Origin of the sequence: Bacillus sp. REN3 (assembly GCF_017912555.1) — a bacterium.
In the GTDB taxonomy this organism is placed as follows: domain Bacteria; phylum Bacillota; class Bacilli; order Bacillales; family Cytobacillaceae; genus Mesobacillus.
On record NZ_JAERSD010000043.1, the window covers coordinates 1 to 12,628 of the forward strand.

13 protein-coding genes and 1 pseudogene are annotated in these 12,628 nt (G+C 40.5%); 13 read left to right on the forward strand and 1 reads right to left on the reverse strand.

Annotation, left to right across the window (positions count from 1 at the left end):
• Positions 1-256 precede the first annotated feature (256 nt).
• A pseudogene (locus JJQ88_RS20645) lies at positions 257-515 on the reverse strand (ECF transporter S component); the annotation flags it as partial.
• Between the two features lie 566 nt (positions 516-1,081).
• On the opposite strand from JJQ88_RS20645, the gene cpaB reads away from it, so the two are divergent.
• The 13 genes from cpaB (at position 1,082) to JJQ88_RS20710 (ending at position 12,546) form a co-directional block, all read left to right on the forward strand.
• A complete protein-coding gene (cpaB, locus tag JJQ88_RS20650) occupies positions 1,082-1,897 on the forward strand; it encodes a Flp pilus assembly protein CpaB (RefSeq protein ID WP_210367925.1) in 816 nt (271 codons plus the stop codon).
• Positions 1,898-1,937: 40 nt separating this feature from the next.
• Entirely contained in the window at positions 1,938-3,098 is a 1,161-nt protein-coding gene (locus tag JJQ88_RS20655; protein ID WP_210367926.1) for a CpaE/TadZ family protein, read from the forward strand.
• 21 nt (positions 3,099-3,119) lie between these two features.
• Complete coding sequence (locus tag JJQ88_RS20660; protein ID WP_210367927.1) at positions 3,120-4,451, forward strand: TadA family conjugal transfer-associated ATPase; 1,332 nt, start codon at positions 3,120-3,122, stop codon at positions 4,449-4,451.
• Between the two features lie 12 nt (positions 4,452-4,463).
• Positions 4,464-5,390, forward strand: coding sequence for a type II secretion system F family protein (locus JJQ88_RS20665; protein ID WP_210367928.1), 927 nt, complete (start codon positions 4,464-4,466; stop codon positions 5,388-5,390).
• A gap of 3 nt (positions 5,391-5,393) precedes the next feature.
• Positions 5,394-6,332 (forward strand): type II secretion system F family protein, encoded by a 939-nt coding sequence (locus JJQ88_RS20670; RefSeq protein WP_210367929.1) that lies wholly within the window; start codon positions 5,394-5,396, stop codon positions 6,330-6,332.
• Between the two features lie 97 nt (positions 6,333-6,429).
• The gene (locus JJQ88_RS20675) at positions 6,430-6,678 is read left to right on the forward strand and encodes a hypothetical protein (RefSeq protein WP_210367930.1); all 249 of its coding nucleotides are present in this window, start codon (positions 6,430-6,432) and stop codon (positions 6,676-6,678) included.
• Positions 6,679-6,705: 27 nt separating this feature from the next.
• Positions 6,706-8,076 (forward strand): vWA domain-containing protein, encoded by a 1,371-nt coding sequence (locus JJQ88_RS20680; RefSeq protein ID WP_210367931.1) that lies wholly within the window; start codon positions 6,706-6,708, stop codon positions 8,074-8,076.
• A gap of 20 nt (positions 8,077-8,096) precedes the next feature.
• Positions 8,097-8,501, forward strand: coding sequence for a TadE/TadG family type IV pilus assembly protein (locus tag JJQ88_RS20685; RefSeq protein ID WP_210367932.1), 405 nt, complete (start codon positions 8,097-8,099; stop codon positions 8,499-8,501).
• Positions 8,502-9,167 carry a hypothetical protein gene (locus JJQ88_RS20690; protein ID WP_210367933.1) on the forward strand — a complete coding sequence of 222 codons (666 nt, stop codon included), beginning with the start codon at positions 8,502-8,504 and terminating at the stop codon, positions 9,165-9,167.
• A 37-nt stretch (positions 9,168-9,204) separates the two neighbouring features.
• A complete protein-coding gene (locus tag JJQ88_RS20695; protein ID WP_210367934.1) occupies positions 9,205-10,455 on the forward strand; it encodes a hypothetical protein in 1,251 nt (416 codons plus the stop codon).
• 17 nt (positions 10,456-10,472) lie between these two features.
• Positions 10,473-11,327, forward strand: coding sequence for a hypothetical protein (locus JJQ88_RS20700; RefSeq protein ID WP_210367935.1), 855 nt, complete (start codon positions 10,473-10,475; stop codon positions 11,325-11,327).
• Positions 11,328-11,338: 11 nt separating this feature from the next.
• Positions 11,339-12,055 carry a hypothetical protein gene (locus JJQ88_RS20705; RefSeq protein ID WP_210367936.1) on the forward strand — a complete coding sequence of 239 codons (717 nt, stop codon included), beginning with the start codon at positions 11,339-11,341 and terminating at the stop codon, positions 12,053-12,055.
• A 98-nt stretch (positions 12,056-12,153) separates the two neighbouring features.
• On the forward strand, positions 12,154-12,546 hold the full coding sequence (locus JJQ88_RS20710; protein ID WP_210367937.1) for a twin-arginine translocation signal domain-containing protein: 393 nt from the start codon (positions 12,154-12,156) through the stop codon (positions 12,544-12,546).
• Positions 12,547-12,628 lie beyond the last annotated feature (82 nt).

The following is a 12,628-nucleotide window of genomic DNA, read 5'->3' on the forward strand; positions in this document are numbered from 1 at the left end:
GTGAAATTGGCTAGTTAGGCCGGTACGTACTGCCAAAGAAAGAAGAACGTCGGAAAGCCGTATGAGGGAAAACCTCATGTACGGTTTGATGAGGAGGGACTGAAAGTAAAAGAGGAAGCCAGAAACCTTCTCCAAGCATATGATACAAGCGTCACAGATATATATACATTCAATAGTGAAAAAGAATTAATAAAGCAAGAAATTATCATAAATAAAAAAGTAAAAGTTGTATTTGACAAATTTGAAGAGGCAAAGAAGGCGCCCAAAGTGCATAACCGGAAATCACGTCGAAGAGCCCCATTCCAAAGGCACCGGCGATGAAGCCAGTTCTTTTGCCGAAAATAAAAGCGGCAATGAAAAGAGGAACGTTGCCAGATGGATAAGCCCACCGTTCCCGATTGTAGGGAGCTTAATATTGATAAACATGGTGGCGACAAGGGTCAATGCGATGAAAAGGGCATTAAGGACCAGCGTTCTCGTCTTTGTCGCTGCAAATTTGAGTAAGTAGTGTTCATTTGAGACCCTCTTTCTATTTTTTAAAATAGTAACACATTTTCTGGCCTTTGGGAGGGATTATTTATTTATAAGTTATATGAAAATAGTAGAAACATCATCCGGCCTTGTGGCTGAACAATTACATAATCATGAATGACACAAGCCTTGCTAAACTAAGGAAATACGATTAATAATCACTAAGACGTACTATTCAATTTTAGCAAAATCTCTTTAAAAATAGATTTAAATACCTACAGTTTGTAATATATGTAAAAAACACCCCTTATTTTTTTCGAAACCTTAATGAATAATATAAACGAAAAACAAAAAGTGTGACTTTTTGCATGTAAATTTATTTTGATATCGAGATTTTAGTAGGAAAATAATTACAGACAAAATTCGACTTTTCTCATGGAGAGTTTGACGGAAATGTGAACAGATGGTAAGAAATAAATAGCACTTAGAAGGAAGTTTTTAATAAAAACCCGTTTGGGAAAATTTTAAACGGGGTAATTAGAAGGAGATTGACTTCCAGAAATAATAATTTAATGAAAAAATATCCAATTCATAGGAGAGAAGATTTAGGATGCTTGAGTCGAAACGCAGAGCAATTATCTTTATTACCATTTCGTTGCTTTTAGCAACAGCAGCTGGCTTTTTTGCTTTGAAAAAAGTGAGGGACCTGAATTCAGAGCTAGGAGGCATGACGAAAGTTTATGTGGCAGCCGATAATATCCCATCCAGGACACTGATAAAGCCAAATCAAGTCATGACATTGGAAATTCCTAATCGGTTTGTAAATGAGGATTCCCATGTGACAGACGAGAAAGATTTCTACAACAAAGTCTTGGTAGTTCCGTTAAGTAAAAATGACATTATAACCAAACAAATGATTAAACCTGTTTCTAATATCGCAAATGAGAATAATAGATTAGTAGCCATTCCCCACTCTGACAGGGTTAGCTTCGATGAAACTCTTGAATCGCTGGATCGGATTGATATCATTGTGTCCCATGACTTTGGAGGAAAACCGGTTACCGAAATCTTTATGGAAGATGTCTCGGTTGCATATCCTTTGTTCAGCGGCAAAAAATTCAAAGGAGTGGTCGTTGAGGTTTCTGCAGAAAATGCCCCCAAAATCATACATATGGAAAATTATGCTGACAGCATGCGCATCCTTAAGGCCAATGTCGGAAAAGGAGATGAGAATAAAGCAGCAACTGGAGGAGAAAAGGTAAATTCGACAGCGACAGATAAAAATACTCCTGCTGCTGCCCCACCCCCTGCTTCTGCTCCAGTCCAAAATAAGAAAGAGGCTGCTGAAAAACCAAAAGCTAAGCAGCCGGCGCCTGCAGCAGCTGCAGAAAAAAAGCAGGAAGCTGAAAAGAAAGCAAACAATTAAAATCCATGAGAGTAATTGACAACAAAGGGTGGAGAGCAATATGAGTGAACAGATTAAAATTTTAGTAGTAAGTGACGAAAATCAATCACTCAATCATTTAGCAGGTTTTTTTAATGACTTTGATAAAGTCGATACAGTAAGCCATAAAGATTTGAAATCAGAATTGGATAGATTAGCTCCGGACTTAGTGTTTTTAGTGGAGTCTGAAAATCATTCCTCTGTTGATTCTATCGATTATATTCATACGGTTAGCCTTAATGTGCCAATCGTGTACATCGCTTTCACACAAGACTTTGACACCCTGCGAAATGTAACTCGCGCGGGTGTAGTAGATTACTTTGTGCTGCCTGATGAGAATACGATGCTTTATGGAAGAATGGACAGCATTATATTGATGGCAACGCAAAGACAGCAGCAGATGGCGGAAACCGCAGCTGCGAACCAATCATTCAAAAGAGGAAGAGGGAAAATCCTTTCCTTTTACAGCGGAAAAGGTGGAAGCGGCAGAACCATCATTTCCACTGCGTTTGCCCAGACATTAAAACTGGAATCGACAGCCCAGATCATCCTGATTGACCTTAATCTGCAATTTGGTGGAGCAGAAACCTTCTTATCAATCGAATCGAACCGTTCTGTTGCTGACTTGCTCCCGGTTATCGATGAACTGAACGAAAGTCATATCAGGAATGTCTCCGAGAAAGAAAAGTATTCAAAGCTAGAGGTGCTTTTGAGCCCGCGGGATGCCGAAGTAGCAGAAAATCTGCCTGACGGATTTGTATCTAAAATTTTACGGACCTGCCGAAGGAGCTATGATTTCGTGCTGGTTGATTTGCCAACCGATATGAATGTGAACACATATGCAGCTCTGGAGGAGTCCGATAAAATTTATTATTGTTTAAACCTTGATGCCCCTTCCATTAATATGCTGAAGCAGGTTGAAGGATTATTCCATCGTTTGGGCTTTGAAACACAGGGCAGAATGGAAATCTTATTCAATGAAGTAGGCAGAGAGAATGAAATCCAGCCAAATGACTTGAAAGAAGTCCTTTCTTATCCGGTTGCATTTAAGATTCCGAGGGATATTAAAGGGGTGCAGGCGTTTATAAACAAAAGCGAACCCTTCAGGAAAGAAGCGGGTGAGAAGAAACTCATCCCTTTTGCGAAGAGTATCAAGAAGTGGGTCAGCCAGATTTTAGAATAACATTAGAAGGATTGATGACAGATGTCATTATTCGTAAGGAAAACAGATCGGAAATTAAGTGATAACCAGTTAGGCACAAGAACGGTTTTAGAGGATCAATACATTAGTGAGCTTGTAGAACATTATAAAACCAGAATTCTGAAAGAGGCGAACCTGGAAGTTCTTACTAGCCTGGCGCAGGGTGAAATGAGGCTTAGAATTGAACAGCTCATCAGCCAGTTTATGAGTGAAGAGAAAATCATCCTTCCGCGGCATGACAAAGAAATACTATTGACGAGAATAATAGATGAATCCATTGGTTATGGTCCCTTGGAGCCGCTCCTGAATGACCCGACAATCACGGAGATATTGATCAACGGCCATAAAGAAATCTATATTGAAAAACTCGGGAAACTCCAGCAAGCTCCAATCCGTTTCAAGGATGATGACCATGTCCGCCACGTCATTGACCGGATTGTAGCTCCATTAGGAAGGAGAATTGATGACAGCTCTCCGATGGTTGATGCGCGTTTGCCAGATGGAAGCCGTGTCAATGCTGTCATCCCTCCAATAAGTTTGAACGGCCCGCTTGTCTCCATCAGGAAATTCAGGAAAGATCCTTTTAAAATGCAGGATTTACTGAATTTCGGAACATTAAATGAAGAAATGTCGCTATTCCTTGATGCGATTGTTAAATCAAAAATGAACATTCTCATTTCGGGTGGGACTGGAAGCGGAAAGACAACGCTTCTAAATGTGCTGGGTAATTCCATTCCTGCAAGGGAGCGGGTGATCACAATTGAGGATTCCGCCGAGCTTAGGCTGGATAAGCCAAATGTTGTTGGAATGGAAGCAAGACCGGAAAATGTAGAGGGAGAAGGGGAAATAACCATTCGTCACCTGGTGAAAAACTCATTAAGGATGAGGCCTGACAGAATTATCGTTGGTGAGGTCCGAGGAGCAGAAGCCTTTGATATGTTGCAGGCGATGAACACTGGACATGAAGGATCCATCACTACTGTCCATGCCAATACACCGTTTGATGCCATGCGCCGCGTGGAAGGCATGGTGGTCATGGCCGGAATGGATTTGCCTTCTCATATAGTAAGAGAGTACATTGTAGGGGCATTGGATATCATCGTGCAAAGTTCAAGGCTGACAGACGGAACAAGAAAAGTCACTTCTATTTGTGAGATTTATAGAAGAGAAGATGGAGAAGTTGATATCAAGGAAATCTTTACTTACAGGCGAATGGGCCTTAAGAAAAACGGCCAGGTCGATGGATATTTTGCCGCTACAGGCATTGTGCCTAGATGCTTAGAGAGAATCAAAGTTTTTGGAATTGAGCTTCCATCCGATCTTTTCAGCCTTTAGGAGGTGCTGCTGATGGAGATTGCCGCATTATTTGGAGTATCTTTTTTGCTGTTGATCTGGGGGCTATATAATTACCTGGGATATAGAAAAGAAAAGCGGGAGATCAAAAAGAAATTCGGGCAGATTTTTAAAAGGGAAAATAACCGAAAAAGTTTCATATTGAAACTGGGTGATCGTTTTGATCAAACAGAATATGCTAGCGAACTAAAAAAGAAGCTGATGTACGCGAATATTAATTTCCTGCCATCAGAATTTTATGCGATTCTGTTATTCATCGGTTTCACTCTTTCGTTTCTCTTTTATGGATTTTTTAATGTTCCATTCATATATAGTGTGCTGTTTTCTTCAGTCGCTTGCTTTATGATCTATTGGATGATTTTTCTGTTAAGGCGAAACCAATACATTGAAAAGTTGAATAATCAACTTTCTGAAGTCTGCAGATTGCTTGGCAATGCAACGAAGGCAGGAATGACGATCATTCAAGGTCTGGAGGTGGTTGCGGCAGAGGTGGATGCTCCAGCAAAAGAAGAGTTCAAAGCGCTCACCCACAACATCCGGCTTGGTCTTGATTTTGAAAGGGCGTTAAAAGAGATGGAGAAGCGAGTGCCAACAAGAGAATACAAGTTATTTATTTCTGCACTTTTGATTCAGAAACGTGCTGGAGGAAATTTAACAAAAGTGCTGCATGAAATGGCCCATACGCTGGAGGAGCGGAAAATTCTCAGGCAAACCATTAAAACAGCCACTGCCGAACAGCGTTTTATCTCATATATCCTGCCGGCGATGCCTATTTTTCTATTATTCATGCTGAATAATATGATGGATGGCTTCTTGGAACTTATTTTTACGGTTCCGGGAGCGATACTGATGATCATTTTTATTATTGGGATGGTAATTGCTCTTTTCCTTGTCCGGGCAGTTACAAATATAAAGGTGTAGAATATGGACTCTTTTATCCTTATAACGATTTTGCTATTCTGGCTAACATTTTTATTTGGAATGGGAAATTTATATGTATATGTAAAAAAGAAAGAAACTCTTAAACAGCATGTGACCGAAATCGCTGTAACTTCTAACGTAATGAATTATAAGAAAAAAAGCCGTTCTGACAGGATCATTGCATTTCTATCCAGATATGCAGACGATTTTTCCTCATTAGGGGAACGAATCAACTTCTTCAGTGAATCTGATGAGGTTGGCGTCCTGTTAAAAAAAGCCGGAAACCCATACGATCTATCTGTTTCCCGATTCCAGGGATTTAAGATTGTCTGTGCCATATTAGGTTTTATAACAGGTTCTTTTCTGGTCATACTGGGGTTCCCATTAGCAAATATTGCATTTGTTACGTTTCCATTCCTTGGGTTCTTCATTCCAATTTTGCTGGTCCGATCTAAGGCCAGAAAACGACAGGATCAATTAAGAAGGGACCTTCCGGATTTTCTGGATACAGTTAGTATAAGCCTCCAGGCAGGTTCCAATTTAGACAGCTCTATTAAAGAAGTCATTCATTATTTCGGCGGGCCAATCCGCGATGAATTTTCTATATTCATACAGGAAATAGAATTGGGTGTGCCAAGGGAAAAAGCTTACCAAGGATTATTATCTAGAAATGACAATCAGGAATTCCAAAGCTTTATTAAGTCTCTGATCCAATCGACGAGGCTTGGAGTGCCTATGGCTGCTACTTTTAAAAGCCAATCCGAGGATATCAGAAAAATTAGCCTCGAGCAGGTAAAGGAACAGGCAGCGAAAGCATCTCCAAAGGTTACGCTAATCACTTCTTTTATCATTGCTCCATTGATTATGCTGCTGATCATTGGTCTGGTCATCCTTAATATGATTTATGGTGAAGACAGCATCGTTAAACTCTTTACAAGTTAAATTTTATGAAAGGGGTGATGTGTGGAATCTAACCTTTTCCGGCTGAATTTGGATTATGGAAATTCAAAATAAAAATTAAATTAGGAGGAATAAAAACATGAAAAAATTGATAGGAAATGCAATCGAAAAGGTAAATAACGGGATGTCAGCATTGCTTACGAGGACAAAAGCAAGTGTATCAAATGAAAAAGGTGTTTCAACAATTGAATGGGTAGGCCTGGCTGCTGTCATCGTTGCGCTCATGTTCACTGTTGCAGGAGCAATGGACGGACAAGGGGAAGGTCTGGCGGGTGCCATCGTGGGCAAAATTTCAGAAATGATCCAAAGCATCAACAGCGGAAATTAAACTCGAAATAACGTTTGGAGGATCTATATGCTTTATTCTTTGAAGCGATACTTTTTTCTTTTATCTTGTTTTTTGCTTATTACAGCATGCTCTGTTGAGCCCACTAAGGAAACTGAACCCCAGAGTCAAGTGAAAAATGAGCAGAAAGAAAAAGAAAGCGCGCAGAATCCAGGGGAAGAAGAAAAAGAAGGGGTGGTCTTTGATAGTCCGCCAGTGCCAGGCAATCTTGAAGAGATGATGGCATATCCAGTTGGAAAGCTCTCTTCAGCAAAAGGGATTGGCGATAATGATGTCAAAATGGCCCTTGAAGCCATTCCCGCTCTTTCTGAGAAAGCTTCTGATTCTGAACTGACCGATTTATTCGAACACCTGTATTCGTTGTATAAGAAGGAATATGAAGATCCGAAGGCTGCCATGGCATCTGGTACAGTCAGTGTGCCTGAACAGGACACACCTGCAGATGCGAAGCCGGAAACCTTCAATGTTGAAGTAATTCTGGATTCCAGCGGAAGCATGGCAAATAAGCTTGGCGGGAAAACCCGGATGGAACTGGCGAAGGAATCCATAGAAAGGTTCGCTTCGTCTCTTCCAAGGGAAGCAAATATTAGCTTGAGGGTGTATGGGCATAAAGGGACGGGCTCTGACAAAGACAAGAAAGTGTCATGCTCATCCAATGAACTTATCTATCCAATGCAGGCCTATAACAAGGAAAGCTTAAGCAAGGCCCTCGGCAATTTCAAGCCTGCCGGCTGGACCCCGCTTGCCAAGGCGATTGCCGAAGCTCAAAAGGATCTCAGTCAGTATAAAGGAGATAATAATAAGAATATTATCTATATTGTAAGTGACGGCATTGAGACATGCGGCGGGAATCCTGTGGCAGCAGCTAAAAGTCTCAAAGATTCAGGGATTGCCCCCGTTGTGAATATCATCGGTTTTGACGTGGCTGGCAAGGACCAGCAGCAGCTGCAGGATGTCGCGAAAGCAGCAGGCGGTACGTATGCGAATGTAAAAAGCCAGCAGCAGCTCTATGATGAATTTAATAAAACAGTCGAGGAATCCTTAGAGTGGCTGAATTGGAAAAACAATCAAAATCTTAGCACATACAAAAAATATAATAAGCAATCGATGAATATTTACGAGATAACCAATAAATGGTATATGGATAATATTCAGGAGAAAAACCTGATCATGTTCTCAGTAAATGACTTGAAGAACAAAGAAAAATTAACCACAGAACAAAAAGAGAAACTTTTAGAAATGAATGAACAATACTATGAAGGACAAATGGATTCTATACAAGAATTAAAAGCTGTCCTGATCAATGCAACAAATGAAGAACAGGAAAAGACGCTGGAGAAAATAGATAAAATTTACAAGGAAAATGCACCAAATAATTAGTGTCCGATAAGGGGGGAGCCATGGATATGAAGAGAAAGGAAAGACTGGATAATGAAAAAGGATCCGCCACCATTGAGTTCTTGGCAATGATCCCCCTTGTCCTCTTGATTTTGATGATATTTTGGCAATTCCTTGTTGCCGGCTATGCTGTCATAATTTCGCAGTCAGCTCTGAACGAGGCAGCCAAAACATACGCGGTGACCTCTGGGAATCTCAGTGAGACGAGTGCTACAGCGAGTGAATTTATTGATAACGCGGGAGGAAACCTTGATTTCGTTAGAGTGGAGGAGACCTACCGCAGCGGAAATGATTTCAAGCTTACCCTCCATGTAAATCTGGAACTGATTTTCATTCCGGAAAAATACGTGGAGGCCCTTCCGAAAGTATCTTTCCAAAAGTCTGTGAGCGGCCGGGTGATGGATTAAGTGGGTTTGTTAAAAAATGAAAAAGGAAATACTACTTTGTTTATAATCAGTCTGTTCGGAATCTTTCTGTTGATGTTCCTGTTAATCTTAAGTTTTGCCAATGTTTTTATTGAAAAAGAACATGCTTCAAACAATGCCGAGCAAGCAAGCATTGTCGCTTCTGGAATCGTCCTTGACCGATTAGAAGCAGCAATTGAAGGATATGACAGCTGGCTTGTTTTACAGCTGGCAAGAGTGCCTATACCTACAGATATTGAAGATTTAAAGCCGCTGGGAGAGCAAGTAGAGGAAGCAAAAAATAGGCTTCCCTATACCTTGACAGATTCGGAAAAAAAGCACAAAGCCATCAATCAGGTAATTAAAGAGGAACTCGAGAGCGGTAATTTATTTTTGCCTGCGTTCCTTAACAGTGAACTTCGCAATGTGGAAGCGGAAATCCGCTATCAGGTAGCGGCTAATATCTATGACAATCAAGGTGAAGTTCCCGAAACAAAGGTTGTATTGAATGAGAAAAATCGGATTGAAGTGGAAACAGCCACAAAATATAAAGCCTTCAAATATAATGAATATTTTTCAGAAAGCCAGCGTCTGGTTAAGCAAAAGGGCCAAGGACCAACATTTGACTTCGCGGAAGCTATAGGCTGGAATCTGGATATCAATTTATAGTTAAGCAGAACAGGAATCAAATGGAAGGTAGTGAATTATGAAGAACGTAAAAAGAATATTTATAATGCTGTTGGCATCCGTCCTCATTCTGCTTACCAATCCAGGGTTCATGGCCATTCAAGCGCATGCCTGGGGTACCTGGGAGTCCAAGCCGCAATGGGAAAAGCCGCAGTGGGAAAAACCACAGTGGGAAAACCCAGGTTGGACTACACCGCCGACATGGGAAGATCCAACATGGACAGTACCGCCGGAATGGCAGGAGCCTAACTGGACAACTCCGCCACAATGGAAGGACCCTACCTGGAAATTGCCTCCGCAGTGGAACGATTCCTATTGGAAACAACAACCTCAATGGAACAACTCACCGTGGAAGACGGCGCCTAAATGGGAACTGAATCCCGATGGTCCAGGCCAAACAGGACCAAATAACCCTTCAAGCAATCCGGATGGAACAAATCCGCCCAATCCTGACGGAAAACTTCCAGGCCCATCCAACAACTCAGATGACTCCAACCCAGATTCCAAAAACAAACAAATAATAGATAAAAGCGATCCAGCAAGTGATGAAGCTTTCTTTAATTTCAAAGATGTCGAGACGAAAGATGCTGCATCTTTTGCCGTACAGGATGTTATTGGAGGAACTACCAAGCTAGCAATCGAAGTGGTTACCCAAAATAAAGAACTGACCATGAAAGACCTATTAGATTATAAGAAAGGTATTTATCTTTCTGGCTTTAAGAGCTTGACCAAAGGAGACACAACAGTTGACTTTCTTTATGATTCCTCAGATACGGTATCTAAGGCAAAGGGAGTTTATGATAGTTATAATACGTTTAAAGGATACAAAGCCCTTAATGAATTAAAAAAAGCTGGAGACTTGGCGGCGGCAGCACAGAAATATGATGAGTTATTACAGGCGGGTAAAACATTTACACCTGCTAATGCAGTAGTGTCTGCTATCGCGATGCCATTTACTATAATGGATACAGTTGAGAACGTTGGGAAATTCAATAAGGCGAAAAATTTTGATGATAAAGTGGCCACCAGTATGGATCTTGTTGGGAATGCAGGCTCCATTATATCTGGAGCGGCTGCTGGAGTGGCCTTAATCCCGGGTGCGCAGCCAATTGCTGCTGGCATGATGGTTGTCGGTGGTGTATTGACTGTGGCAAGTTTAGGGCATAAGCTTTATAGGAACCGAGAAAAAGTAATGAAAGATGTTAAGGAGAAGTTCAAAAAAGCCAAAGAAAAGGTGACAGGATTCTTTAAATCAGTCTTTGGCGGATAATGAAGGGAAAGCTATCTATGATTAATACAAAAGCAACACCCAGACATCTTGGAAGTATAAAAAAATATAAAAAATTTTATGAGAAATGGGATTACTGGGGCTACGCCTATTTTGACGGGAGTGATTATCTCTTTTTAACTCAATATTTAACTCCAATTGGCGGGATGAGTGGGTATCTCATCTTAAACCAAGATGGGGATGCTGTACCATATTCTCAAGCAGAAAAGCCTTACAACTATATACTTCAATATAATACAATCATGTCACAGGCCATTTCCGATCTTTATCCGCAAATTAAGAAGGACATGGCCCCTTATAAAGAAAGAACTGCATTGTTGACAAGGCATCGTAAAGCCTTTGAAGTTCTATCTTTAGAGGAAAGGGAATCTGTCGATCGCATCATTAAGGAAACCAATATAACACTAGAAAATCCGGTTTTATTACAGGAGATCTTTGATACTCTCGTAGATTTCCAAAAAAAAGTAGAGAAAGAACAAGGCTTTTTTGACTTTGAATTATTGACAGAGATTAAGAATACATTTAATCAAAATAGGGTGGTAATGTATTCATTTGGAATTAGGGAAAAGTCGCTTGTTCAAGACTATGAAACAGTGATCAACTCATTGGATAAAGTAAGCGGTCAAATACCTTCAAATGATCTAAGGAAAATAAAAAACCTTCTGATAGCCGCAAAACAATCCAACCAAACAACATTAGAGAAATCGCTACAACAATTTGAACAGGATGAACTGGGGAATGAAGCGGTAATTGATATGCAGAAATTAGATGAATCTCTGGAAGAAAAGTTTGAATTAGAGGGCAAGATTTTTTTTGAAGAGAAGATGCTTGGCAAATTAAGAAATCCCCAATAACAGGAGATGCTATGAAAGGAATTATTTCAGATTCATTCGGCGTATATTTAAGGGAGTTTACAAAAATTTTAGTACTCTCTTTGTTGACGTACGTGCCACTCTTGCTTGTGCATGCGTTCCTAGTAAACTATATCTATTATCAAACACGGTTTGCTGAGTATCCAGGCTTGATTGGAGACGCTGCGAATGGAATTTTCATGCTAGTTTTTTTAACAATCGGGCAAGTTCCATTTATAAGGTTCACTTTGTTGGAAATGGAAGGGGAAGACAATCCTTTAAAATCTTCCATCTCGTTTTCACTTGATAAGGCGATTCCCATCTACCTTTTTGGTTGTGTGTATGCACTATGCGTATTTGTCGGTGGACTGTTCTTCATCATTCCAGGTCTCATCGTTCTGCTGTTATTTTACTTCGTGCCGTTTTTCATGGCAGATGGAACCAAAAGCATCAAAATGGCGATGGGCAAGTCAACCAGGTTTGTCAAAAAGAACATAGTAAAGGCAATTCTAATGATCATGATATTGACGATAATCCAATTATCTTTTGAAAACATAGTCTTATATCTCCTGTCATTTTACACAAATACCTATTTCACAATGCTGATGACAAAGATTATTTTACTGATGCTTCTGCTCCCACTGCAAACCATTATCATGACAAATGCTTTTCATAAATGGAACACAGCTGACGTACCGATTGCCGCGAACAAGCCTTTTTTAAAAATATAACAAACAGTTCATAGGGCGGGTTCCCAAGCTTCCGCCCAAAGAAGCTCGAAAACCCTTCCCTGCACTTCATTGTAACATTGAATAGGGGAGGTTTTTTTATGGCGAATCAAGAACTTGGTAAAGGTATGGAGAGGCGAGATTTTTTAAAGGCGGGAGGAGTGGGTGCTCTGGCGTTGACACTTGCATCCGCTGGAATTCCGGCAGATTTATTTGGATCAAAGGCATATGCGGCGGCAAACATGGAAATGAAGCTTCAATTCAAACCTGATGGGAAATTTAAGATTGCCCAGTTCAATGATACGCAAGATGACGAGAATATTGACAGAAGGACGATTGAATTGATGGAAAAAGTGTTTGATGATGAAAAGCCTGACTTTGTCGTCCTGAACGGAGATAATATCACAGGCGGCTGCGATACTCCTGAAGAAATGAAGCAGGCCATCAATAATATAGCCCAGCCGATGGAAAAAAGGGAAATCAAGTGGGCTTGATGCTCGACTAAAAAGTAGACACAGATTGTTATAATAAATATATCAACTAATAACGAGGTGTGTCGGTATGGCAAAAGGCAAG

What these genes read in the sequence shown, in the direction of transcription:
- cpaB (WP_210367925.1), top strand. Translation starts at nt 1,082, where the DNA reads ATGCTTGAGTCGAAACGCAGAGCAATTATCTTTATTACCATTTCGTTG.
- JJQ88_RS20670 (WP_210367929.1), top strand. Translation starts at nt 5,394, where the DNA reads ATGGACTCTTTTATCCTTATAACGATTTTGCTATTCTGGCTAACATTT.
- JJQ88_RS20665 (WP_210367928.1), top strand. Translation starts at nt 4,464, where the DNA reads ATGGAGATTGCCGCATTATTTGGAGTATCTTTTTTGCTGTTGATCTGG.
- JJQ88_RS20700 (WP_210367935.1), top strand. Translation starts at nt 10,473, where the DNA reads ATGATTAATACAAAAGCAACACCCAGACATCTTGGAAGTATAAAAAAA.
- JJQ88_RS20705 (WP_210367936.1), top strand. Translation starts at nt 11,339, where the DNA reads ATGAAAGGAATTATTTCAGATTCATTCGGCGTATATTTAAGGGAGTTT.
- JJQ88_RS20680 (WP_210367931.1), top strand. Translation starts at nt 6,706, where the DNA reads ATGCTTTATTCTTTGAAGCGATACTTTTTTCTTTTATCTTGTTTTTTG.
- JJQ88_RS20685 (WP_210367932.1), top strand. Translation starts at nt 8,097, where the DNA reads ATGGATATGAAGAGAAAGGAAAGACTGGATAATGAAAAAGGATCCGCC.
- JJQ88_RS20660 (WP_210367927.1), top strand. Translation starts at nt 3,120, where the DNA reads ATGTCATTATTCGTAAGGAAAACAGATCGGAAATTAAGTGATAACCAG.
- JJQ88_RS20695 (WP_210367934.1), top strand. Translation starts at nt 9,205, where the DNA reads ATGAAGAACGTAAAAAGAATATTTATAATGCTGTTGGCATCCGTCCTC.
- JJQ88_RS20710 (WP_210367937.1), top strand. Translation starts at nt 12,154, where the DNA reads ATGGCGAATCAAGAACTTGGTAAAGGTATGGAGAGGCGAGATTTTTTA.
- JJQ88_RS20675 (WP_210367930.1), top strand. Translation starts at nt 6,430, where the DNA reads ATGAAAAAATTGATAGGAAATGCAATCGAAAAGGTAAATAACGGGATG.
- JJQ88_RS20655 (WP_210367926.1), top strand. Translation starts at nt 1,938, where the DNA reads ATGAGTGAACAGATTAAAATTTTAGTAGTAAGTGACGAAAATCAATCA.